This window comes from Streptomyces sp. NPDC050264 (genome assembly GCF_040655895.1).
Classification (GTDB): domain Bacteria; phylum Actinomycetota; class Actinomycetes; order Streptomycetales; family Streptomycetaceae; genus Streptomyces.
The window spans coordinates 36,952-60,254 of sequence record NZ_JBFAKV010000001.1 but is presented as its reverse complement, the minus strand read 5'-3'; the positions used below and the strand labels follow the sequence as shown (position 1 = coordinate 60,254).

At 72.4% G+C, this 23,303-nt stretch carries 18 protein-coding genes and 1 pseudogene; 4 read left to right on the top strand and 15 right to left on the bottom strand.

All coding sequences use genetic code 11. The annotated features are described in order from the left end of the window. Positions 1-96: 96 nt before the first annotated feature. Complete coding sequence (gene lipB / locus AB0J02_RS00265; protein WP_363191255.1) at positions 97-894, bottom strand: lipoyl(octanoyl) transferase LipB; 798 nt, start codon at positions 892-894, stop codon at positions 97-99. A gap of 75 nt (positions 895-969) precedes the next feature. Then, the gene (locus AB0J02_RS00260) at positions 970-1,314 is read right to left on the bottom strand and encodes a 5-carboxymethyl-2-hydroxymuconate delta isomerase (protein WP_363191254.1); all 345 of its coding nucleotides are present in this window, start codon (positions 1,312-1,314) and stop codon (positions 970-972) included. 256 nt (positions 1,315-1,570) lie between these two features. On the opposite strand from AB0J02_RS00260, the gene AB0J02_RS00255 reads away from it, so the two are divergent. Then, complete coding sequence (locus AB0J02_RS00255) at positions 1,571-3,007, top strand: regulator (protein WP_363191253.1); 1,437 nt, start codon at positions 1,571-1,573, stop codon at positions 3,005-3,007. A gap of 85 nt (positions 3,008-3,092) precedes the next feature. On the opposite strand, the gene AB0J02_RS00250 is transcribed toward AB0J02_RS00255, so the two are convergent. Next, entirely contained in the window at positions 3,093-4,415 is a 1,323-nt protein-coding gene (locus AB0J02_RS00250) for an NAD(P)/FAD-dependent oxidoreductase (RefSeq protein ID WP_363191252.1), read from the bottom strand. 607 nt (positions 4,416-5,022) lie between these two features. Then, positions 5,023-6,213: a MarP family serine protease gene (locus AB0J02_RS00245; RefSeq protein ID WP_363191729.1), complete on the bottom strand. Its 1,191-nt coding sequence runs from the start codon at positions 6,211-6,213 to the stop codon at positions 5,023-5,025. A 101-nt stretch (positions 6,214-6,314) separates the two neighbouring features. Between AB0J02_RS00245 and AB0J02_RS00240 the strand changes: the two genes are divergently transcribed. Continuing rightward, the gene (locus tag AB0J02_RS00240; protein WP_363191251.1) at positions 6,315-7,109 is read left to right on the top strand and encodes a peptidoglycan recognition protein; all 795 of its coding nucleotides are present in this window, start codon (positions 6,315-6,317) and stop codon (positions 7,107-7,109) included. A gap of 9 nt (positions 7,110-7,118) precedes the next feature. On the opposite strand, the gene AB0J02_RS00235 is transcribed toward AB0J02_RS00240, so the two are convergent. Genes AB0J02_RS00235 through AB0J02_RS00225 form a run of 3 tightly spaced genes read right to left on the bottom strand, consistent with a single transcriptional unit; the run spans position 7,119 to position 10,173 of the window. Continuing rightward, complete coding sequence (locus tag AB0J02_RS00235; RefSeq protein ID WP_363191250.1) at positions 7,119-8,465, bottom strand: hypothetical protein; 1,347 nt, start codon at positions 8,463-8,465, stop codon at positions 7,119-7,121. 18 nt (positions 8,466-8,483) lie between these two features. Beyond that, complete coding sequence (locus tag AB0J02_RS00230; RefSeq protein ID WP_363191249.1) at positions 8,484-9,596, bottom strand: PP2C family protein-serine/threonine phosphatase; 1,113 nt, start codon at positions 9,594-9,596, stop codon at positions 8,484-8,486. 43 nt (positions 9,597-9,639) lie between these two features. Then, entirely contained in the window at positions 9,640-10,173 is a 534-nt protein-coding gene (locus AB0J02_RS00225) for a GNAT family N-acetyltransferase (RefSeq protein WP_363191248.1), read from the bottom strand. A 32-nt stretch (positions 10,174-10,205) separates the two neighbouring features. Here AB0J02_RS00225 and AB0J02_RS00220 point away from each other — a divergent pair, with 32 nt between their 5' ends. After that, on the top strand, positions 10,206-11,093 hold the full coding sequence (locus tag AB0J02_RS00220) for a TIGR01777 family oxidoreductase (protein ID WP_363191247.1): 888 nt from the start codon (positions 10,206-10,208) through the stop codon (positions 11,091-11,093). A 24-nt stretch (positions 11,094-11,117) separates the two neighbouring features. Here AB0J02_RS00220 and AB0J02_RS00215 read toward each other — a convergent pair whose 3' ends face one another. The 5 genes from AB0J02_RS00215 to AB0J02_RS00195 all read right to left on the bottom strand — a co-directional run bounded on the left by AB0J02_RS00215 (position 11,118) and on the right by AB0J02_RS00195 (position 17,252). Beyond that, a complete protein-coding gene (locus tag AB0J02_RS00215) occupies positions 11,118-11,633 on the bottom strand; it encodes a DUF4240 domain-containing protein (RefSeq protein WP_363191728.1) in 516 nt (171 codons plus the stop codon). 121 nt (positions 11,634-11,754) lie between these two features. Next, positions 11,755-12,750, bottom strand: coding sequence for a WYL domain-containing protein (locus AB0J02_RS00210; protein ID WP_363191246.1), 996 nt, complete (start codon positions 12,748-12,750; stop codon positions 11,755-11,757). 34 nt (positions 12,751-12,784) lie between these two features. After that, positions 12,785-13,579 (bottom strand): VOC family protein, encoded by a 795-nt coding sequence (locus AB0J02_RS00205; protein ID WP_363191245.1) that lies wholly within the window; start codon positions 13,577-13,579, stop codon positions 12,785-12,787. A 96-nt stretch (positions 13,580-13,675) separates the two neighbouring features. Continuing rightward, positions 13,676-16,381, bottom strand: coding sequence for a pyruvate dehydrogenase (acetyl-transferring), homodimeric type (gene aceE / locus AB0J02_RS00200; RefSeq protein ID WP_363191244.1), 2,706 nt, complete (start codon positions 16,379-16,381; stop codon positions 13,676-13,678). 211 nt (positions 16,382-16,592) lie between these two features. Continuing rightward, positions 16,593-17,252, bottom strand: coding sequence for a GntR family transcriptional regulator (locus AB0J02_RS00195; RefSeq protein ID WP_363191243.1), 660 nt, complete (start codon positions 17,250-17,252; stop codon positions 16,593-16,595). Positions 17,253-17,707: 455 nt separating this feature from the next. Here AB0J02_RS00195 and AB0J02_RS00190 point away from each other — a divergent pair. Further along, positions 17,708-17,986, top strand: a pseudogene (locus tag AB0J02_RS00190) (contact-dependent growth inhibition system immunity protein); the annotation flags it as partial. A 103-nt stretch (positions 17,987-18,089) separates the two neighbouring features. Here AB0J02_RS00190 and sucB read toward each other — a convergent pair. From sucB to AB0J02_RS00175, 3 genes are all read right to left on the bottom strand, one after another. Continuing rightward, positions 18,090-19,880, bottom strand: a complete 1,791-nt coding sequence (gene sucB / locus AB0J02_RS00185) for a 2-oxoglutarate dehydrogenase, E2 component, dihydrolipoamide succinyltransferase (RefSeq protein WP_363191242.1) — start codon at positions 19,878-19,880, stop codon at positions 18,090-18,092. 111 nt (positions 19,881-19,991) lie between these two features. Next, on the bottom strand, positions 19,992-21,380 hold the full coding sequence (gene lpdA, locus AB0J02_RS00180; protein ID WP_363191241.1) for a dihydrolipoyl dehydrogenase: 1,389 nt from the start codon (positions 21,378-21,380) through the stop codon (positions 19,992-19,994). A gap of 276 nt (positions 21,381-21,656) precedes the next feature. Then, positions 21,657-23,186 carry a leucyl aminopeptidase gene (locus AB0J02_RS00175; protein ID WP_363191240.1) on the bottom strand — a complete coding sequence of 510 codons (1,530 nt, stop codon included), beginning with the start codon at positions 23,184-23,186 and terminating at the stop codon, positions 21,657-21,659. Positions 23,187-23,303 lie beyond the last annotated feature (117 nt).

The window sequence follows — 23,303 nt, the reverse complement described above, 5'->3', positions numbered from 1 at the left end:
GCTTTGATTCCTCGGCGTACATCAGGGTACGCCCGTGATGTTCATGCCCTTACGGATGGCCAACCTCTGGCCTTCGGGGTGCATTCCCCAGGGGTGCTACGCCGGGGCCTTCTCGACGAGGCGCGGGCGGAGCTCCGCGTTGCCGAGGACGTCCCGCAGGTGCTTCTCGGCGACCGGCAGCACCTCCTCGATCGTGACCTCGCGGCCCAGCTCGTACGAGAGCGAGGTGACGCCCGCGTCGCGGATGCCGCACGGAATGATCTTGTCGAAGTTCGAGGTGTCCGGGTTCACGTTCAGCGCGAAGCCGTGCATCGTGACGCCCTTGGCGACGCGGATGCCCATGGCGCAGATCTTGCGGTCCTCACGACGCTGGCCCGCGTTCGAGGGGGCGTACTCCGGGCCGTTGAGCCGGGGGTCGAACTCCGGGTCGCCCGCGCGCGGATCGAAGTCGAGGGTGAGGCCGCCGAGCTTGGGTCGCTGCTCGACCGGGTCGCCGAGGACCCAGACGCCGGCCCGGCCCTCGACGCGCGAGGTCTCGATGCCGAACTCCGCGCAGAGCGCGATCATCGCGTCCTCCAGGCGGCGCAGGTGTGCGACCACGTCCACCGGGCGGGGCAGCTTCTGGATCGGGTAGCCGACGAGCTGGCCCGGGCCGTGCCAGGTGATCTTGCCGCCGCGGTCCACGTCGATCACGGGGGTGCCGTCCAGCGGGCGCTCCTCGGGCGCGGTGCGCCGCCCCGCGGTGTAGACCGCCGGGTGCTCCAGGAGCAGACAGGTGTCGGGCACCTCGTCCGCGAAACGGGCGGCGTGCACACGGCGCTGCTCGTCCCAGGCGACCTGGTACTCGACCATGTCCGCACCGAACCCCATGCGGACGAACCGGAACTCACTCACGGCAAGTGCCTCCCTTACAAGCTTCACCGTGCATATATCGCGCCCTGAACAACTGTACGGCGCCCGGTCCCGTGCTCAGTGGGTGGGGAACAGGCGGTAGGACTCGTCGAGATCCCTGACCTCGACCGAGCACGTGACGGAGCCCGGGGCCGCTGACGTGTGTTTGTCCAGCAGGGCCAGCACGTCCTCGGAGAGCGCGGTCTTCACGGAGCGGGGGCGGCCGGGGAGCAGCCCGACCTCCACGTGCAGGAAGAGCGCCGCGGCTCCGTCCACGTACGTGGCGGAGGGCCGGGCGAAGGTCTTGCCGACGCCGACGGAGCGCACGTGCCCGACGACGAGGGGATGGAGTTCCGCCACGAGGGCGGGGACGTCGACCGTGCCGACGAGGCCGTCGGAGTAGTCGATGACGATATGAGGCACGGGACAAACCTTCCGGGTACGTCCCCGGGTACTTCCGGGTGTAGCGCACATGCATCGTATGACCGAACGGAGGGAGCCTCCGGACCGCCCTGTCGCATCCCCGCTCCGGCCCCGTTTTGTCCACTCCTCACGGAGTTCGTCACACGATCGGATGAAGGCGTCGCGATGGCCCCGTGGAGGGTGGATATCGCCGCTACATTCGCGCCGTTCCATGAGGGCTGCACCCCGGCCCGGAAGGCAGGAGAGCGCACAGCTGATGACGGAACGACCTCCGCAGCGCACACCGAACCGCCAGCTCGCCGCGCTCATCGCGGAGGCCGGTTTCTCCAACGCCGGCCTCGCGCGCCGCGTGGACCAGCTCGGCCTCGAGCACGGCCTGGACCTGCGGTACGACAAGACGTCGGTGACCAGATGGCTGCGCGGCCAGCAGCCGCGCGGCACGACCCCCGCCCTGATCGCCGAGGTGTTCACCCGCCGCCTCGGCCGCAGACTCTCCGCGCAGGACCTCGGGCTCGACGCCTGCGCGCCGGTCTACGCGGGCCTGGAGTTCGCCGGCTCGCCCGAGGAGGCCGTCGACATCGTCAGCGGCCTGTGGCGCAAGGACTCCGGCAGCCACGCCGAGCTGCGCAAGATCGCGTTCACCCCGGCCGGGCTCGTCGTGCCCAGCCGCGACTGGCTGATCGGCAGAGCCGACGACCGGGTCGCCCGCGGCGAGGCGGCGCACCGGGTCCCGGCGCAGGGCAGAGTCGCCGTGCCCCGCCAGCGCACCCAGACCGAGCGCGGGCCCGGGCACCGGGTGACCGGCGGCGACATCGCGGCGCTGCGCTCGGTCGGCGAACTGTTCCGGGCGCTCGACCACGCCTACGGCGGCGGCCACGCCCGGCAGGCGCTGGTGCGGTACCTGGAACACGAGGCCGAGTCCATGCTGCGCGGCACGTACGGCGAGCAGACCGGGCGGCGGCTCTTCGGGGCCGTCGCCGATCTGACCCGGCTGGCCGGCTGGACCTCGTACGACATCGCGGCGCACGGCCTCGCCCAGCGGTACTTCGTACAGGCGCTGCGGCTCACGCAGGCCGCGGGGGACCGGATGTACGGCTCGTACGTCCTGGTCACCATGAGCCGGCAGGCCGTCTACCTCGGCCACGGCCGGGAGGCGGTGCAGCTGGCGCGGGTCGCGCAGCAGGGGGTCGGGGCCGCGGCGCCGGCCGTGCTGCAGGCGCTGCTGCACGCCGTGGAGGCGCGCGGGCACGGAGTGCTGGGCGAGGTGCGGGCCTGTACGTCGTCGCTGGTCCGGGCCGAGCGGGCCCTCGAAGCGGCGCGGGCCGGGGACGACGTGCCGCACTGGGCGCGGCTCTTCGACGAGGCGCAGCTGGCGGACGAGTTCGGGCACTGCCACCGGGATCTGCAGCAGTACCGGGCCGCGGCGCAGCACGCGGAGCGGTCGTTGCAGCTGCGGGCGCCGGGGTTCGCGCGCAGCCGGCTGTTCTGCCGGGTCGTGCTGGCCTCCGCGCGCCTGGGCCTCGGCGAGCTGGACTCGGCCTGCGCGCTCGGCGCGGAGGCGGCGACCGCCGCGGCGGACATGCGGTCGGTGCGGGCACACGAGTACGTGCGGGAGTTCGAGCGGCGGCTGGAGCCGTACCGTGACGCGGGTCCCGTGCGCGGGTACCGGGAGAAGGTCGCCGCGCTGGGCTGAGGGCGTTGGTGCGCCCGCCCCCGGAATGTGCCACGGAGGCGGGCGCGGCTCTGGTGATCGCGGTTCCGGCGATCGTGGCGTGCCCTCAGGCCGCCTCGTCCGCACACGCCCGCTGTACGGGCTCCGGAACCGGGATCGAGGCCCGGGCCGCCCTCAGGTCCGTCAGGGCGGCACGCGCGGCGCGGCGGCCCGAGTGGAGGGCGCCCTGCACGGTGCTGGTGTCCCGGTGGTCCCCGCAGACGTACAGGCCGTCGAGGAGCCGGACCGGGCGGCGGGCGTCGTGCGGCGCGGGCATCGCGGGCACGGCGTGTGGGTCGTGGTGGACGGAGAGGGTCTCCCAGCCGCTCGTCGACGTGCCGTAGAGGGCGGCGAGATGGACCCGCAGCTCGTGCTCGGACGGCGGCGCCCCGAGCACCGTCGAGGAGACGAGCGCGCGGCCGGCCGGGGCGCGGGTCGGGTCGACCCGGCTGATGACGGAGGTGTGGGCGACGGGTCCGAGCCGGTCGGCGTCGAGCAGCAGCGCGGGCTCCGCGAGGGGCGCCTCGGGCACGGCGTGGTGCACGACGGTCACCGGGTGGAAGGCGGGCACGCGCAGGCCGGGCAGCAGATCGCCGGCGGTTCTCGCGTCGGTCGCCAACACCACGGCGCGGCACGGCAGTTCACCGTGGTCGGCGGTGGTCACCGAGTTCGCGGAGACGGCGGTGACCCGGACGCCGGTGTGCACGATGCCGGGCGGCAGGGTGGCCGCGAGCAGCTCGGGAAGCGCGTCCGCACCGCCCTCCGGCACGGCGAGCCGGCCCGCCGCGTACGCGTGCAGCGCGAGGTCGGCGCACCGGCTGGACGTGGTCAGGTCCGGGTCGCACAACAGGGCCGACAGCAGCGGGCGTACGAAACCGTGCAGGGTTCTGGCGGGCAGGCGGCGGGCGGTCAGCGCGCGCCCGATGGGGAGTTCGGGGCGGGCGAGGAGGCGGGCGGGCTCGGTGGCGGCGAACCGGGCGAGTGCCGTGCCGAGCCGCGCGTGGTCCAGCGGGCCGCCGAGCGGGGGCCGGACGCCGCGCGTCGGCCGCGGGGCGCTCGCCAGGGCGCGTGCCGCTCTGAGTGCGCCTCTCGTGCGCCGGAGGTCTGCCGGTGCGCCCGCCCGGAAGCGACGTCCCTCGCTGTGCACCAATACGCCCGGCGAGAAGAGGCGCAGCACCAGACCGTCCAGGCCGGGCGTCCGGCGGAGTTCGGGGTAGGAGGTGGAGAGCGGCTGTCCGGTCCGGTCGAGGCGGAACCCGTCGACCTTCTCGGTGGACATCCGGCCCCCGACGGCACCGGCGGCCTCCAGGACCAGCACCCGCACACCCGCCCTGGTCAGGTGCTGGGCGGCCGACAGTCCCGCGACGCCGGCGCCTACGACGACGACCATCCCTGATTCCCCTTCTGCGGGCTCCAGCACGTGTGCCTCCGGCGGTTGGGCGGCTGATGGGTGAGGACTTCATGCCCCCAACTCGCCCACGGAATACGTGAGTTCGGGTCGAGGGTAGGTGTGGCTTCCGTGAACGGGGCCCGCGCGCCAGGGCTGCATCGGCGCACGCGGGCGCCACGGGATGCGCCCCCCGGCCCGCCCGTACGTCCTTGAAGCGGGAAGACAGGCCTTGGGGTCTGTCTTCGAACTCCCCCTGCCCGGTGACGCCCGGCACGCCCTCTCGCCGCACCGGGCGCGAAGCCGAGTACGCCCCGTAGGAGGCCCTGCGCCCGGCCCGCCGAGAGCACGCACCGAACGCCGCCGGGCCGCCCTCCGGGCGACGAGGGAGTTTGCAGACAGGCCTTACAACCTCGTGCACGATACGAGCGGTCGCCGCATCCGCACAGGTCAACGGCTCGGTCGTCGCGGCGGCACAAGCAGCTGACCTGCAGCGATTCTTATCGTGCACGAGGTCGTTAGGGCTCGCAGGGGAACAACATGCGGACGGTCAGCGCGCTGGCCTGACGTTTCAAGACTCAAAACCCACAAGTTAATTCTCTGCGAGCCCTTAGGACGAGACCAGTGCCCCCGTGTCGACCGGCGCCGTGGCGGTCGCCGCCCGCCGTGCGTCGCCCGCGACCTCGTCGGCCGTCAGCACGTACCCCGTCCCCGCGTCCGTCGTGGACCGGGCGAACACCACCCCGTACACCCGCCCGTCCGTCGTCAGGAGGGGACCGCCCGAGTTGCCGGGCAGCACCGTGGAGCGGATCGAGTAGATCTCGCGCGTGACGTTCCCCGAGCCGTAGATGTTCTGCCCGCCCGCCCGGATGGTGTCGGCGACCGTGGCCGCCTGGAGGTCGAGGCCGCCGTCCTGCGGGTAGCCCGCCACGACCGCCGCGTCACCGCGCGAGGCGCTGTCGTCGAGGGACAGCGCCGGGGCCCTGAGCTCCGGCACGTACAGCACCGCCACGTCCTTGTCCGGGTCGAACAGGACGACCTTCGCGGCGTACGAGCGGCCGACCCCGCCGATCCGGACCGACGGGTCGTCGATGCCCGCCACCACGTGTGCGTTGGTCATGACGTGCTCGGACGCGTACACGAAACCGCTGCCCTCACGGCCCTGGGTGCCCGCGGCTCCCTCCACCTTGACCGTGCCGCGCTGCGCGGCACGGGTGGCGGCCGCCGTCACGTTGTCCCCGGAGGGCTTCGCGACCTCGGCCGACGGCTCGTTCGCGAACGGGTCGAAGACCTGTGGGAAGCCCGCCGAGGTGAGCGCCCCGGTGGCCCGCGAGAACCAGGCCGGGGTCGCCGACGGCATCGTGTCCTGGACGGCGCCGAGCACGGTCGAGCTCCGGATCGCCTGGTTCAGGCCCGCCGAGGACGACGCCGCGAGGACGCTGCCCGCCACCCACGCCACGACCAGCACGGCCACCGCGCTCGCGGCCGCGCCGCCGACCCCGTCCGCCACCCGCAGCGGACCCGGCGCCCGGTCCATCCCGCCGCGCACCCGCGCCGCGAGCCGCCCGGCCAGCGTCTGCCCGACGATCGCGGGCAGCAGCACCGTGAGCACGGCGACCACCGTGGCCGTCGACGTACCCCTCGTGACCGCGTCCATCGCGAACGGCAGCAGCCAGACACCGACGACCGCACCGCCGACGAACCCGGCCAGCGAGACGCAGCCCGTCAGCAGCCCGCGCCGGTAGCCGGACGCGGCGTAGGCGAGCGCGAGCGCGATCAGCAGGACGTCAAGTATGTGCAGGTCCATATCGGTAACAAACGACCCGGGGGCCCGTGCTGGTTCCGCCAACCGGCCGACATGTGGTCGACCGCACAGGGCGTGATGGCCGGAGAGTGGGAGGCGTGCGTCTCCTGAGGTCGGTGTTGCGCTGTGTGCCCGGGGCCCTGGCCCTCGGGCTCCTCGTGTTGTGCGCCGTCCTGATCGACCGCCCCGGACCGCCGGACCCCGGCCGCGCGGCCCGGGCCGCCGCCCTGCCGGCCGAGGCCGTCCCGGTGCGCCGCGCCGACGTCGGGGGAGTGCACGCGGCCCCGGTCCCGCGCATCGTGCCGCGCACCCGCTGGCTGGCGGGCTCGGCCACCTACCACCGGGACCCCGTCCGGTACGCGGACCACGTCGACGCCGTCTTCATCCACCACACCGACACGCCGAACGGCTACGACTGCGCCGTCTCCCCGCGCATCATCCGCGACCTCTACGCGGGCCAGGCCGGCACCAAGGAGTGGGACGACATCGGCTACAACTTCCTCGTCGACCGCTGCGGCACCGTCTACGAGGGCCGGGCCGGCGGCGTCGAGCGGCCCGTCGTCGGCGCCCACACCCAGGGCTTCAACCGGGACACCGCGGGGATCGCCGCGATCGGCACGTACACCCAGGGCATGCCCGTGCCGACGGCGATGACCGACTCGATCGCCGCCGTCGCCGCGTGGAAGCTCGGCCTGTCCGGCGTCGACCCGCGCTCCACCGTGCGACTGGTGTCCAGCAACAGCCGCAGCCGGTTCGAGGCGGGCACCGCCGCCGACTTCCTCGCCATCTCCGGCCACCGCGACGGCTACGAGACCTCCTGCCCCGGCCAGGCCCTGATGAGCGAACTCCCCGCGATCCGCGAACACGCCGCCCGCCTGCAGGGCCGTTCCTGACCTCCCGCGTCAGGACCCCTTGGCGGGCCGCAGTGAACCGCCCCCGTTCAACCGGTACGTCTTCCCGCCGAGCCCCGGGCTGGACGCCCGGTCGTACGTCACCGAGTACCCGTTCCCGTCGATCACGTCGGAGACCCGCGCCCCCGAGCCCAGTTCGAGGCCCTTGACCCACGAATTCCCGGACACCGACCACGTCGTCCGGGCGCCGAACGTCATCGACGCCCCCGCGACCGCCCCGTCCAGCTTCGTCGAACCGCTCAGGTCCAGCGCGGCCGAGCCGTCGGAGACGACCACGTCACCGTTCAGCTTCTCGTCGTCCGCCGCGAAGGTGGCGGTGCCCCTGTCGCTGACCCGCAACAGCACGCCGTCCTTCGTCTTGAGCTCCGCGCCGCCGGTCACCTTGATGTCCGCGACCGCCTGCTCGACCGAGAAGAGGTCGCCCTCCGCCGCCTGGATCGACCCGTCCGACATGGAGAACGACGTCTCGCCGCCGCCCCGCAGCACCACGCCGCCCGCGGCCGCGGTGGCCCGCACGTTCCTCAGGGACAGCGACCCGCCGGACTCCACGGTGAACGCCTCCGAGTTCGCCAGGTCGAACAGCGTCCCCGTGACCGAGACGTCGCCGCTCGTCTGCACCCCGGGCGAACCGCAGCCCGCCGAGGTCATGGTGCCGCCGGACACCGTCACCTTCGCCCCGCCCGGACCGGTCGCGACCGGCGCGGCCTGCGCGCCGGCCGTGTCGATCTCCGTGTACGTCAGGTCGAGTTCGCCTCCGTACGACGCCATCACGCCCCGCGCGGACGCGCCCTTGGTTTTGACGCGGTTCGCGCTGAGCGTCGCCCGCGCGCCCTTCCCCGACGCGAACACGGCCGTCGCACCCTTCCCCTTGGTGGTGAACCGGCCGCCGGACAGCGCCAGCCGGCCCCCGTCACGCGCCAGCGCCGCCGCGTTCAGACCATGGCCGGCCGACCCGTCCACGGACGACGTGTCACCCCGCTTGCTGAGGGGCGAGTCGCGCGTCGACAGCTTCCCGGAACCGGACACGAGCACCGCCGACTCGTCGTCCTTCTTCGCCGTGAAGCGCTTCTTGCGCGGCGAAGCCTCGTCACCGCTCTCCAGCGTGTACGCCCCGCTCGCGGCCGGCGCCGCGTCCGCGCCCTTGTCGGGGGCGGGCAGATCCGTCCGGCACCGCGCGCCGCTCGCGGTCGCGGCCGGGGACGCCACCGGGGGCGTGGCCGTGCCGTCGTCGTCCGAACAGGCGGACAGCGACGACAGCGTCAGAGGCAGCAGCAGCACGGAAGCGGCGGTCGCGGTACGGCGACGCCCCGGGCGGTACGGGAGTCCCAGGTATTTCATGGCCCCTACGTTCACACCTCACGCTTCGCGCGGCACGCCCGGGGCGTCCGGTGCGAAGACGAGCAGCGTCAGATCGTCCCGTACCGTCCCCGCGAACCGCACCACGTCCCGCCACACCGCGTCGGTCAGCGCCGCGGGATCCTCGCAGGCGTACCCCGGCAGACGGGCCGTCAGCGGATAGAAGCGGCCCGCGGCGTCCCGCGCCTCCGTCACCCCGTCGGTCAACGCCAGCAGCCGGTCCCCGGCGCGCAGCTCCAGGGTCAGCCGCTCGGGCGGTTCGAGCCCCGCGAGGCCCAGGCCCAGCGGCGCCCCCGACGGCACGGGCAGCTCCGTCACCTGCCCGGCGCGCAGCAGCAGCGGATACGGATGACCGCAGCTGACGACCCGGACCACGGGGGAGTCGTCCGGGAACTCCAGGAGCACCGCCGTCGCGAAGAGTTCCGCGTGCTCGTCCTGCGCCGAGTCCACCACGAGCCGCCGGTCGAGGCGGGCCGCGACGCCCTCCAGGTCCGGCTGGTCGAGCACCGCCTCCCGGAACGCGCCGAGCAGCCCGGCCACCGTGCCCACCGCCGGCAGACCGTGCCCCTGTACGTCACCGACGACCGCCCGCACCCCGCCCGGCCAGCGCCGCACGTCGAAGAAGTCCCCGCCGACCAGCGTCCCGCGCTGCGCCGCCCGGTACAGACCCGCGCAGCGCACCGGCCCGACCCGCTCCGGCAGCGGCGGCAGCACCGCGAACTGGGCGGCCTCCGCGACCGTGCGCACGGTGACCAGCTGCTCGTCGCGGCGGCTGCGCACCCACGCGATCAGCACGCTCAGCACCGACACGAACGCCACGGTCAGCACGTCACTGTTGCCCGGACGGCCGAACCCCGCCGAGGGAACATCCAGGATCAGGACGACGACGCCGCCCAGCAGCGCCGTGGCCGCGGGCCCGTACGACAGAGCGGCGAGCGGCGGGATGGCGGCGAGCAGAAAGCCCAGTTCGAGATCCTGCTCGGTGACGGCCTGGAACAGGCCGAGGCCGAGGAGCAGCACGATCGGCAGCCACCGCACCCAGCGCGGCGGCGGCGCCCCGCGCAGCCAGGCACGCTCCTCCCCGTCACGTCGGCGCGCCACGGGCCAGGTCATTCCGGCGGGGCTCCCTTCGCGACGGGCCTACGGTTCAACCCTGCTACGAGTCGCGGGCCGCCGCACTCCGCCGCGCGCCGGGGTGGAGCTCCTGCCCCATCAGCACGTCGTCCACGTACGCCCCGTCCAGCAGGAACTCCCCGGGCAGCACGCCCTCGATGACGAAGCCCTCGGCCTCGTACAGCTTGCGGGCCGGGGTGTTGTGTCCGAGGACCCGCAGCGTGATCCGCCGGGAGCCCTGCTGCCTGGCCTGTTCGACCGCGGCCCGCAAGAGGGTCCGGCCGAGGCCGCGCCCGCGCGCGGAGTCGGCGACGGCGAGGCCCTGTACCTGGCTGACGTGCGCGTTCGCGGCCAGCGAGGTGGGGCGACCGAGCCGGATGTAGCCCACGACGCGGCCGTCGAGCTCGGCGACGAGATGGTCGCGCGGGCCGAACCGCTCGGTGAAGAAGGGCGGGTAGGGCGGCTGCTCCGGCGGCTTGACCGCGTGCAGATAGGACCAGGTGTCCCGGTCCAGGCGGCTCAGGGCGTCGTCGTCGTCCTGCACGGCGAAACGTATGAGGGGCTGCGGCAGCGACATGCGGGTCACTGTACGACCGGCAGGATGGAGGTATGACACGTATCGCGGTGGCGGGCGCCTCCGGACTCATCGGCTCGGCCCTCGTCCGTTCCCTGACCGCCGACGGGCACGACGTGCTCCGGCTGGTGCGCCGGGCCCCACGCACGGCGGACGAGGTCCGCTGGGACCCGAAGAAGAGCGAGGTCGACACGGGCCGGCTCCAAGGCTGCGGGGCCATCGTCAACCTCGCGGGCGCCGGAGTCGGCGACCACCGGTGGACGGCGGCCTACAAGCGGGAGATCCACGACAGCCGCGTCCTGGGCACCACGGCCCTCGCCGAGGCGGCCGCCGCCCTCGACACCCCGCCCCGCGTCTTCCTCAACGGCAGCGCGGTCGGCTACTACGGCGACACGGGCAGCCGCGCGGTCGACGAGTCGGCCCCCGCGGGCGACGGCTTCCTGCCGTCCTTGTGCGTGGAGTGGGAGGCGGCCACGGCCCCCGCGCACCAGGCCGGGATCCGCACGGTCATGGCCCGCACCGGCCTGGTCGTCTCCCGGGACGGAGGGGCCTGGGCCAAGCTGTTCCCGCTGTTCAGGGCGGGGCTCGGCGGACGTATGGGCGACGGCCGCCAGTACTGGTCGTACATCGCGCTGCACGACCAGGTCGCCGCACTCCGCCACATCCTGGACACCGAGGCCCTGTCCGGCCCGGTCAACCTGACGGCGCCGCACCCGGCCACGAACCGGGAGGTCACGTCAGCTATGGGCCGGGTCCTGCACCGCCCCACCCTCTTCACCGCCCCGGCGCCCGCGCTCAAGCTGGCGCTGGGGGAGATGGCGGGGGATGTGCTCGGCTCGACCCGGGCCGTGCCGAGCCGCCTCCTGGAGACGGGCTTCGAGTTCGCCTTCCCGGGCCTCGAACAGGCCATCGCGGCCGCGTGATCCGGGACGCGATCCGAGAGGTTCTCAGCCGAACCGCTCGGTGAGCAGGGGGTACAACCGGGCCAGGGCCGCCGCGTCCTCGAAATCCACCGGCGTCCCCTCCGGCTCCGTCGGGGCCGGAGGGATGCCCAGGTCGGTGGCGACCGCGCCGGTCAGCTCCTCGTACGCCTCGTCCGCCGCGTACCCGAGCTCCTCGCCGTCCCCGTCCACCTCCTCGTCGAAGTCGGGGAGGGACTCCGCCAGCGAGTCCGGATCGTGCAGCGCGCCCTCGAAGATCTCCCGGCCCTGGCCGATCAGCCAGCACCGGAAGTAGTCGAACGCGTCATCGCTCGCCCCGCCGAGGAGCACCCACGCGGCACCCCACAGGTCCCACCGGTAGGCCCGGTTGTAGCGGGACTCGAAGTGCCGGGCGAAGTCGAGCACCGATTCGGGATCGGCGCGCAGCAGTCTGTCGACGAGCAGCTCGGCGTGGTCCTCGGGGTCGCCCTCGGCGGCCTCGCGGGTGCTGTCCACGATCTCCCAGAACTCGGTCTCGTCCATCACGGGACAAGCATCGGCCCTGGACCCAGGGGGCGCACGCCGAGCACCCCAGGTGCTTCACTTCGTTACGCGTGCACATGCCCAGGGCACCCCACGAACGACACGCGCCCGCGCCCCATGCTCACCCGTACCAGCCCCCCATCCGCCGCGCCGCCAGCGCGAACCGCTCCCGCAGCGCCACCGGAGCCACCACCTCCGCCTCCGGCCCCAGCGCCATGAGCTGGGTGTACGCGACATCCTCCGACTCGACCGGCATTGTCACCGTCACCCGCCCGTCGGCGTCCGCCGCCCCCGCCGACTCCATGGCCTCCCGCGCGGACGCCGGACCGGTGGCGTACGGCAGCTGTCGTACGCCCTCGGCCGTCAGCCGTACGACCACCTCGGCGCGCAGGATCGCCCGCGCGAACTGCGCCGCCCGCTCCTCCCAGAACGCGGGCAGGTCGAACCCCTCGTCCCGGACGAACCGCTCGTCCCCGTCCGACGCCACGGACGTGAACCGGTCGATGCGGTACACCCGGGGCCCCTGCCCGCCCCCGTCCCCGCCGCGCACGGCCGCCGCCAGATACCAGACGCCCGCCTTGAGCACGAGCCCGTACGGCTCCAACTCCCGCTCCACGGGGGATTCCTGGCGGTCCCGGCGCCGGTATCCGACCCGGAGCACCCGGTCGTCCCACACCGCCTCCGCGATCGCGGGCAGCAGCTCGGGCGTCCGCGGCTCCTGGAACCAGCCCGGCGCGTCCAGATGGAACCGCTGCGCCGCCGTCCGGGACGCGTCCCGCAGGGACGGCAGCAGCGCCGCCGACACCTTCAGGCGGGCCGCCGACGCCGCGTCGTCCAGGCCCATCTCGCGCAGCGCCCCCGGCACCCCGGACAGGAACAGCGCCTCCGCCTCGCCGCGGGCCAGGCCCGTCAGCCGCGTCCGGTAGCCGCCGATCAGCCGGTACCCGCCGGCCCGCCCCCGGTCCGCGTAGACCGGCACGCCCGCCTCCGACAGCGCCTGCGCGTCCCGCGTCACCGTCCGCTCGGACACCTCCAGCTCGCGCGCCAGCTCGGCCGCGGTCATCGACGGCCGGGACTGGAGAAGCAGCACCATCTTGATCAGGCGGGCAGCACGCATGCCGCCATCATGGCCCGCCCCGCCGACAACGCCCTCAGAACCCTCCGGCGGGCTCCGTGAAGTGCATGACCGAGAACGCCGCGCCCTGCGGGTCGGCGAGGATCGCGAAGCGGCCGGTGGGGAGCGTCGTCGGCGCCACCAGGACCCGCCCGCCCAGCTCCTGGCAGCGCGCGGCGGTGGCGTCCGGGGCGTCCACGGCGACGTAGAGGTTCCAGTGCGAGGGCACCTCGGGCGGGAACTCCCCGGTCGACATGTCGACCATGCCGCCGAACGCCTCGTCGGCGACCGTCCACTCCGTGTACCGCGCGCCCTCCCCGAAGGACCGCTGCCGCGTGCCCCAGCCGAGCACCGACTGATAGAAGTCCACCGCACGCGGCCCGTCGCGGGTGAGCAGCTCGAACCAGCAGAAGCTGCTCGGCACGTTCACCGCCTCGAAGCCCGCGTGCGCGAGCGGCTCCCACAGGCCGAACTCGGCGCCCGCCGCATCCTGGCAGACCGCCAGCCTGCCCTGCTCCAGGACGGGCATCGGACCGGCCACGACCCGGCCGCCGTTGCCGCCCACGCGCGCGGTGACCGCGTCGATCCCGCTGGACTGGAAGTACGGCAGCCAGGCCGCGGGCTGCCGCTGATCCGCCACCGGGCCGATCCCGGCGACCAGGTGCCCGTCCTCGGCGTCCAGCGCGAACATGCTGTACCCGTCGGCACACGGCGCCTCCACCGGCCGCGAACGCCAGCCGAACAGCGCCTCGTAGAACAGCCGGGCCGCGTCCGCGTCCGGGGTGGACAGATCGGCCCAGCAGGGCGCGGAGGGGGTCTTGGAGATCTGCACGCGAATGCCTCCCGGGACGCCCCCCTCGGCGGACCCGTCCATTCACGCACGCGTGCCCCGCCCCGGCAATCGGGACGGGGCACGCACACCGGATGACTACAGGCCGTAGCGCTCGCGCGCCTCCTTCACGGCCGTCGCCTTGACCTCGCCGCGACGGGCGAGCTGGGCGAGCGCCGCGACGACGATCGACTGCGCGTCGACGCCGAAGTGACGGCGGGCGTCCTCACGGGTGTCGGAGAGGCCGAAGCCGTCGGCGCCCAGCGAGGTGTAGTCCTGCTCGACCCACTGCGCGATCTGGTCGGGAACCTGGCGCATGTAGTCGGAGACGGCCAGGATCGGGCCCTGCGCGCCTTCGAGCGCTTGGCGCAGATACGGCACCCGCTCCTCGCCGCGCAGGAGGGCGGCGTCCGCCTCCAGCGCGTCGCGGCGCAGCTCGGTCCACGAGGTGGCGGACCACACGTCGGCGGCCACGCCCCACTCCTCGGCGAGCAGCTGCTGCGCCTTGAGGGTCCAGTGGATGGCCGTACCGGAACCGATGAGGTTGATGCGCGGGGCGTTCGCGGCCGCCACGTCCACCCCTGCGGTCTCCGCAGTGTTGAAGCGGTACAGGCCCTTGACGATGGCCTCGTCGAGACCCTCCACGCCCGGCTTGGCCGGCTGCGGCATCGGCTCGTTGTAGACCGTCAGGTAGTAGAAGACGTCCTGGTCCTCGCCCGGCTTGGCCTCGCCGTACATACGGCGCAGGCCTTCCTTCATGATGACCGCGATCTCGTACGCGAAGGCCGGGTCGTACGACAGGGCCGCCGGGTTGGTCGCCGCGATCATCGGCGAGTGGCCGTCCGCGTGCTGCAGGCCCTCACCCGTCAGCGTCGTCCGACCGGCAGTGGCGCCGACGACGAAGCCGCGGCCCATCTGGTCGGCGAGCTGCCAGAACTGGTCGCCGGTGCGCTGCCAGCCGAACATCGAGTAGAAGATGTACAGCGGGATCATCTGCTCGCCGTGCGTCGAGTACGACGTGGCGGCGGCGATGAAGTCGGCGAGCGAGCCCGCCTCGTTGATCCCCTCGTTGAGGATCTGGCCGGACTGGGATTCCTTGTAGTACATGAGCTGGTCACGGTCGACCGGGTCGTACGTCTGCCCCTTGGGCGAGTACAGGCCGAGCGACGGGAACAGCGACTCCATGCCGAAGGTGCGCGCCTCGTCGGGGATGATCGGCACCCAGCGCTTGCCGGACGTCTTGTCCCGTACGAGGTCCTTCAGGAGCCGTACGAGCGCCATGGTCGACGCGACGGACTGGTTGCCGGAGCCCTTGTCGAACGAGGCGAACGCCTTGTCGGCGGGCGCGGGCAGCGGCGCGAGCGGCTGCGTACGGCGGGCCGGGGCCGGACCACCGAGGGCGGCACGGCGCTCGGCGAGGTAGCGCAGCTCGGGCGAGCCCTCGGCGGGACGCGCGTACGGAACGACACCGTCCTCGAAGCGGCTGTCCGGGATCGGCAGGTCAAGGAGGTCACGCATGCCCTTGAACTCGTCGATCGTCAGCTTCTTCATCTGGTGGTTGGCGTTCTTCGACTCGAAGCCCTTGCCGAGCGTGAAGCCCTTCACCGTCTGCGTGAGGATGACCGTCGGCGCGCCCTTGTGCTCTACGGCCGCCCGGTACGCCGCGTACACCTTGCGGGGCTCGTGACCGCCGCGCGAGACGTGGAAGCACTCGGAGATCTTGTCGTCGGACAGCACCTTCGCGAGCTCGATCAGCGCCGGGCTCGTACCGAAGAAGTTCTCGCGGATGTAGGCGACGTCGCGCGTCTGGTACGTCTGGAACTGGGCGTCCGGCACCTCACGGAGCCGCTCCTGGAGCGCGCCGGTGGTGTCGAGCTGGAACAGCTCGTCCCACGCGTTGCCCCACATCGACTTGATGACGTTCCAGCCGGAGCCGCGGAACTGCGCCTCGAGTTCCTGCACGACGCGGAAGTTCGGGCGGACCGGGCCGTCCAGGCGCTGCAGGTTGCAGTTGATGACGAAGGTCAGGTTGTCCAGACCCTCGCGGGCCGCGAGGGTGAGCGCCGAGGTCGACTCGGGCTCGTCCATCTCGCCGTCGCCGAGGAAGGCCCAGACGTGGGAGTTGGACGTGTCCTTGATGTTCCGCGCGGTCAGGTAGCGGTTGAACCGCGCCTGGTAGATCGCGGAGAGCGGGCCGAGGCCCATCGACACGGTCGGGAACTCCCACAGCCACGGCAGACGGCGCGGGTGCGGGTACGACGGCAGACCGTTGCCCCCCGCCTCGCGGCGGAAGTTGTCCAGCTGCGCCTCGGAGAGGCGGCCGTCGAGGAAGGCACGGGCGTAGATGCCGGGGGAGGCGTGGCCCTGGATGTACAGCTGGTCGCCGGAGCCGTCGCCCTCCTTCCCGCGGAAGAAGTGGTTGAAGCCGGTCTCGTACAGCCAGGCGGCCGAGGCGAAGGTGGCGATGTGGCCGCCGACGCCGTGCTTCGAGCCACGGGTCACCATCGCGGCCGCGTTCCAGCGGTTGTACGCGGTGATCTTGGCTTCCATCTCCTCGTCACCGGGGAAGTCCGGCTCGGCGGAGGTGGGGATCGAGTTGATGTACTCGGTCGACAGGAGCTTGGGCAGCGGCAGGCCGCCGGCCTCGCCGCGCTCCAGCGTGCGTCGCATCAGCTGCGCGGCACGGTGCGGCCCGGCCGCCTGGGTAACGGCGTCCAGGGAGGCCTGCCATTCGGCGGTCTCCTCGGGGTCGCGGTCCGGGAGCTGGTCGAGCTCGCTCGGCTGGATGCGCATGGGGTCGGTCATAGTCGCCGCACGCCTTCCTGAGTCGAAGGGGGTGGGGTAAAGGTGCCCTTGGTCTTTGGCAGGACAGGGCGGGGGTCCCGGTGGAGACCCGACAGCGACCATAACTCCGTGATCGATGATCGATCAAAGGGTTGAAGTGCAAAACCTCTTCAGATCAAGAAAGTCGGCACAGGGTGCCCGGTAATAGGGCACCTCAGGGCACCCAGTGCCCTCAATGTGCGCCCGGGGTGAGACGCAGCTCACGCTCGCCGGGACGCGGCGCGCATCCCAGAACATGCGCCTTGACCAGCTCCGCGATCGAGGGATCACGCCGCCGGAACGCCGCGACCAGCTCCTCGTGCTCCTCCGCGTACGACTGCTGCACCGTCCCCAGCCAGCGGATCGACAGCGCGGTGAACACCTCGATGCCGAGCCCCTCCCAGGTGTGCAGCAGCACCGAGTTGTCGGCCGCCCGCACCAGCTCCCGGTGGAACCCGACCGTGTGGCGCACCTGCGCGGTCCCGTCGGCCTCCTGGTCCGCCCGGTACAGCGCCGCGACGTGCGGCTCCAGGGCCGAGCAGTCCTCCGCCAGCCGCGCGGCGGCCAGCTCCGCGGCGATGGCCTCCAGCCCCGCCCGCACCGGGTAGCTCTCCTCCAGGTCCGCCGCCGAGAGGTTGCGCACCCGCACGCCCTTGTTGGGCGCCGACTCGATCAGCCGCAGCGACTCCAGCTCGCGCAGCGCCTCCCGCACCGGCGTCTGGCTGACCTCCAGCTCGGTGGCGATCCGCCGCTCCACGATCCGCTCGCCCGGCTTCCAGCGGCCACTGACGATCCCCTCCACGATGTGCTCGCGGATCTGCTCGCGCAGCGAGTGGACGACGGGCGTGGTCATGAAGGCTCCTCGACAGGTGCGAACCCGGGGGGTCGGTGGGCCCCTCAGACAATACGGCCGTGACCCGCGACGGAAGGGGCACGGCCGCCCTCTCCGCAGGTGATGCCTGTTACAGAGACGTGCCCGCTCGGACGGAGAAGCATTCTGCCCGGTCGTCGCGGGCGGCCGGACGGAACGTCAACGCCGTGGCGCACCAGGAGAGTTGAAACTCCCACCGATCGCCGCAAAACCACTCGTTCGAACCCGGTTTCTACAAGATTGGGCTGACGCGAGACAAGAGAAAGCGCCGGTGACTGATGGACGGATGGGCCGACGGGCGAGGAGCGGGAGTGGTGGAGCTCGACGAGTGGTCGTGGGCCGAAGCGATCGGGATGTACCCGCGCAGGTACATCATCGCCAAGGCGACGAGCGGGGAGCACGAGGACTGGGCGCTCGACGTGGGCCCCTGATGCACTGCCCGCTTCCCCGAGCCGGGGCAGTTCCTCGGCGGCTGGTTCTCGCAGGACATGCCCGACGAGTTCGAGGGGCACGACGCCGCGATGGACGACTACGCCGCGTCCACCGACCGGCAGCTCGTCGCACGCGTGGTGGGGGAGGTACGCGAACTGCTGGCCCTGCGCCTCGACGAGAGCGAGTACGCCGTCGGCGCCGCCGAACTGGGCATGGAAGTCGAGCCCCCGGACGCGTACGGCGTGAGCGGCTGGCTCGCGTCGGTGGCGGCACGCCTCGGCTAGGGCCCTTCTGACGGATCTCCGCGGCGCCACGACGGAGCCCCCGCCCGGAGAAGGACTCCGGGCGGGGGCTCCGTCGTAGTGCTGTGGTGCCGGCGGGCCGTGCTTACAGACCCAGCTCGACCTCGAACTCGCCGGCTTCGAGGATCTGCTTGACCGTGGTCAGGTAGCGGGCGGCGTCCGCGCCGTCCACCAGACGGTGGTCGTAGGAGAGCGTCACGTACGTCATGTCCCGGATGGCGATGGTCTCGCCCAGGTCCGGGTGGTTGATGACGACGGGGCGCTTCACCGTGGCGCCGATGCCCAAGATGGCGACCTGGTTCGGCGGGACGATGACCGTGTCGAAGAGCGCGCCGCGCGATCCCGTGTTGGAGATCGTGAAGGTGGCGCCCGACAGGTCGTCCGGGGCGATCTTGTTCGTGCGGACCTTGCCGGCCAGCTCCGCGGTCTTCTTGGAGATGCCCGCGATGTTGAGGTCACCCGCGCCCTTGATGACCGGGGTCATCAGGCCCTTCTCCGAGTCGACGGCGATGCCGACGTTCTCGGAGTCGAAGTAGGTGATCGTGCCCTCGTCGTAGTTCAGGCGGGCGTTGATGACCGGGTGGGCCTTCAGCGCCTGGACGGCGGCCTTGACGAAGAACGGCATCGGGGAGAGCTTGACGCCCTCGCGGGCGGCGAAGCCGTCCTTGGCCTTGGCACGGAGCTTCATCAGCTTCGTGATGTCGACCTCGATGACCGAGGACAGCTGCGCCTGCTCGCGCAGCGCCTTGGTCATGTTGTCCGCGATGGCCTTGCGGATGCGCGGCAGCTTGACCGTCTGGCCGCGGAGGGGAGAGACCTCCAGGGCCGGGGTCTTCGGCGCGGCGGAGGCAGCCGGGGCGGCGGCGGCCGGAGCCTGCGCCTTGGCGGCCTCGGCGGCGGCCGTGACGTCCTGCTTGCGGATACGGCCGCCGACGCCGGAGCCCTTGACGGTGGACAGGTCCACGTTGTTCTCGGCGGCGAGCTTGCGCACCAGCGGGGTCACGTAGGCGCCGTCGTCCGCCGGGGCGGCGGCGGGAGCCTTCGGGGCCTCGGCCTCGGCCTTGGCCGGCGCGGGGGCCGGGGCCGGGGCGGTGGGCTGAGCCGGGGCCGGAGCAGCCGGCTGAGCCGGGGCCGGGGCCGGAGCCGCGGGCGCGGCCGGGGCAGCCGGAGCGGCGGCCGGGGCGGCCTGCTGCGGAGCCGGGGCCTCGGCGGCCGGGGCGGCGGGCTGCGCGGGCGCGGCGGCCGGAGCGGCACCGGGCGCGCCGATGACGGCGAGCTTGGCGCCGACCTCGGCGGTCTCGTCCTCGGCGACGGTGATCTCCAGGAGAACGCCGGCGACGGGGGAGGGGATCTCGGTGTCGACCTTGTCGGTGGAGACCTCGAGCAGGGGCTCGTCCTCCGCGACCTCCTCGCCGACCTCCTTCAGCCAACGGGTGACGGTGCCCTCGGTGACGGACTCGCCCAGGGCGGGCAGCGTCACGTCGGTGCCGGAGGCGGAGCCGCCGGACTGCGCGGGGGCGGCGGGCGCCTCCTGGGCGGGGGCGGGCTGCTCGGCGGCGGGCTGCTCCTGCGCCGGGGCGGGGGCCTCGGCGGGGGCGGCCTGCTCCTGCGGGGCCTCCTGCGCGGCGGGCGCGCCCGAGCCGTCGTCGATGACGGCCAGCTCGGCGCCGACCTCGACGGTCTCGTCCTCGGCGACCTTGATGGAGGCCAGGACACCGGCGGCGGGCGAGGGGATCTCGGTGTCGACCTTGTCGGTCGAGACCTCGAGCAGCGGCTCGTCGACCTCGACGCGCTCGCCCTCCGCCTTCAGCCAGCGGGTGACAGTGCCCTCGGTGACGCTCTCACCGAGCGCCGGAAGGGATACGGAAACCGACATGGTTTCTGTTGCTCCTTACGAATACGCAACTACGGGTGCCGCAGTGCGGAAGTCTGTGGTCGGTCGGTCGTCGCGCCCAGTTGCGACGCAGTGGCGCGGTTTCGACGCTGCTCAGTCGTGCGAGTGCAGCGGCTTGCCCGCGAGGGCCAGGTGGGCCTCGCCCATGGCCTCGTTCTGCGTCGGGTGGGCGTGGATGAGCTGGGCGACCTCGGCGGGCAGCGCTTCCCAGTTGTAGATCAGCTGGGCTTCGCCGACCTGCTCGCCCATACGGTCGCCGACCATGTGGACGCCGACCACGGCACCGTCCTTGACCTGGACGAGCTTGATCTCGCCCGCGGTCTTCAGGATCTTGGACTTGCCGTTGCCCGCAAGGTTGTACTTCAGAGCGACGACCTTGTCCGCACCGTAGATCTCCTTGGCCTTGGCCTCGGTGATGCCCACGGAGGCGACCTCGGGGTGGCAGTACGTCACCTTCGGCACGCCGTCGTAGTCGATCGGAACGGTCTTCAGACCGGCCAGACGCTCCGCCACCAGGATGCCCTCGGCGAAGCCGACGTGCGCGAGCTGGAGCGTCGGGACCAGGTCACCGACGGCCGAGATGGTCTCCACGTTGGTCTGCATGTACTCGTCGACCAGGACGTAGCCGCGGTCCGTCGCGACGCCCTGCTCCTCGTAGCCGAGGCCCTGGGAGACCGGGCCGCGGCCGATGGCGACCAGCAGCACCTCGGCCTCGAAGGTCTTGCCGTCGGCGAGGGTCACGCGGACGCCGTCCTGCGTGTACTCGGCCTTGTCGAAGAAGGTGCCGAGGTTGAACTTGATGCCGCGCTTGCGGAACGCGCGCTCAAGAAGCTTGGAGCTGTTCTCGTCCTCGACGGGCACGAGGTGCTTGAGGCCCTCGACGATGGTGACGTCGGTGCCGAAGGACTTCCACGCCGAGGCGAACTCGACGCCGATGACGCCGCCGCCCAGCACGATCGCGGACTGCGGGACGCGGTCCAGCTTCAGCGCGTGGTCCGAGGAGATGATGCGGTTGCCGTCGATCTCCAGGCCCGGCAGCGACTTCGGCACGGAGCCGGTCGCGAGGAGGACGTGACGGCCCTGGACACGCTGGCCGTTGACGTCGACGGACGTCGGGGAGGAGAGCTTGCCCTCACCCTCGATGTACGTCACCTTGCGGGAGGCGATCAGCCCCTGCAGGCCCTTGTACAGGCCCGAGATGACGTCGTCCTTGTACTTGTGGACGGCCTCGATGTCGATGCCCTCGAAGGTCGCCTTGACGCCGAACTGCTCGCTCTCGCGGGCCTGGTCGGCGATCTCGCCCGCGTGCAGCAGGGCCTTCGTCGGGATGCAGCCGTTGTGCAGGCAGGTGCCGCCGACCTTGCCCTTCTCGATCAGGGCGACGTCGAGTCCCAGCTGCGAGGCACGCAGAGCCGCGGCGTAACCGCCGCTGCCACCGCCGAGGATCACTAGGTCGAAAACGGTGCTGGCGTCGTTCGCCACGTCACGTCCTCCATGCATGTGCGCCGTACGCCGGTCTCCTGCGACCGGGCGGCGGCTGGTGTTCGGCCGCTCGTTCTTCGGCCCTGTGGTGGGGGCCCTGTCCTGCCGCCCCCCATCCTCGCACTTGTCGAAGGCATGCGGGACGTCGGGCCGGGCTGTGAGACCGCGGTTACACCGGAATCAGGTGTGGCAGATGCGACAGAACCTGGTAATTCAGTCGAAAGCGAACGGCCCCGGGTTCGTGTACCGGGGCCGTCCGTCACTTTCGCGAGCGGGTCAGCCGAGGTCGCCCGCGGCCGTGTGCTCCGCGAGGCGGACCAGCGTACGGACCGCGGAACCGGTGCCGCCCTTGGGCGTGTAACCGAACGGACCGCCCTCGTTGAAGGCCGGACCCGCGATGTCGAGGTGGGCCCACGTGATGCCCTCGCCGACGAACTCCTGGAGGAACAGACCGGCGACCAGGCCGCCGCCCATCCGCTCGCCCATGTTGGCGATGTCGGCGGTCGGCGAGTCCATGCCCTTGCGCAGATCGGCGGGGAGCGGCATCGGCCAGGCCGGCTCGCCGACCTCTTCCGCGATCTCGTGGATCGACGTGCGGAAGGCGTCGTCGTTGGCCATGATCCCGTACGTGCGGTTGCCGAGCGCCAGCACCATCGCGCCGGTCAGCGTCGCCACGTCGATGATCGCGTCCGGGTTCTCCTCCGAGGCCTTCGCGAGGGCGTCGGCCAGGACCAGACGGCCCTCGGCGTCCGTGTTGAGCACCTCGACCGTCTTGCCGGAGTACATGCGCAGCACGTCACCGGGGCGGGTGGCGGAGCCGGACGGCATGTTCTCGGCGAGGGCCAGCCAGCCGGTGACGTTCACCTCGAGGCCGAGCCGCGCGGCGGTGACGACGGCGGCGAACACGGCGGCGGCACCGGCCATGTCGCACTTCATCGTCTCGTTGTGACCGGCGGGCTTCAGCGAGATGCCGCCCGAGTCGTACGTGATGCCCTTGCCGACGAAGGCGAGGTGCTTCTTGGCCTTGGAGCTCGTGTACGAGAGCTTCACCAGGCGCGGGGCCGACGAGGAACCGGCGCCGACGCCGAGGATGCCGCCGTAGCCGCCCTTGGTGAGGGCCTTCTCGTCGAGGATCTGCACCTTGATGCCGTGTTCCTTGGCCGCGGCCTGGGCGACGGCGGCGAAGGCCTCGGGGTTGAGGTCGTTCGGCGGGGTGTTGATCAGGTCGCGGGCGCGGTTGAGCTCCTCGGCCAGGGCGAGGGCGCGCTCGATCTCCGCCTTGTACGCCTTGTCGCGCGGCTTGCCGCCGAGCAGGGCGATCTCGCCGAGGGGCGCCTTGCCGTTCTTCGGGTCCTTGGCGGACTCCTTGTAGGCGTCGAAGGAGTACGCGCCGAGCAGCGCGCCCTCGCCGATCACACCGGCGTCCTCGGCGTCCTCGATGGGCAGCGCGAACGCGGCCTTCTTCGCACCGGCGAGCGCACGGGCGGCGACGCCCGCGGCGCGGCGCAGCGCCTCGCCGTCGAAGGTCGCACCGTCGGCGGCCTTCTCGGGCAGGGCACCGAGACCGACCGCCAGCACGACCGGGGCCTTGAAGCCGGAGGGTGCGGGGAGCTTGGTCACCTCGCCCTCACCGCCGCCGGCACCGAGGGTCTCCAGGACGGAGGCGAGCTTGCCGTCGAACGCCTTGTCCACGGCCTCCGCGCCGGGCGCGACGACCAGGCCCTTCTCGCCCTTGGCGACACCGACGACGATGGCGTCGGCGCGCAGGCCGGTGGCCGCGGCGGTGCTGAGAGTCAGAGCAGTCACTGTGGTGAGGTCCCTCTTTCATGTTTCAGGGTTTGGGTGAGCCCATTGCGAGCCTACGCCCGTGGTTTGTCGAGCGCCCCGTTGAGGTGTGCTGTCACGGGGCTCCGTCCCGGACCC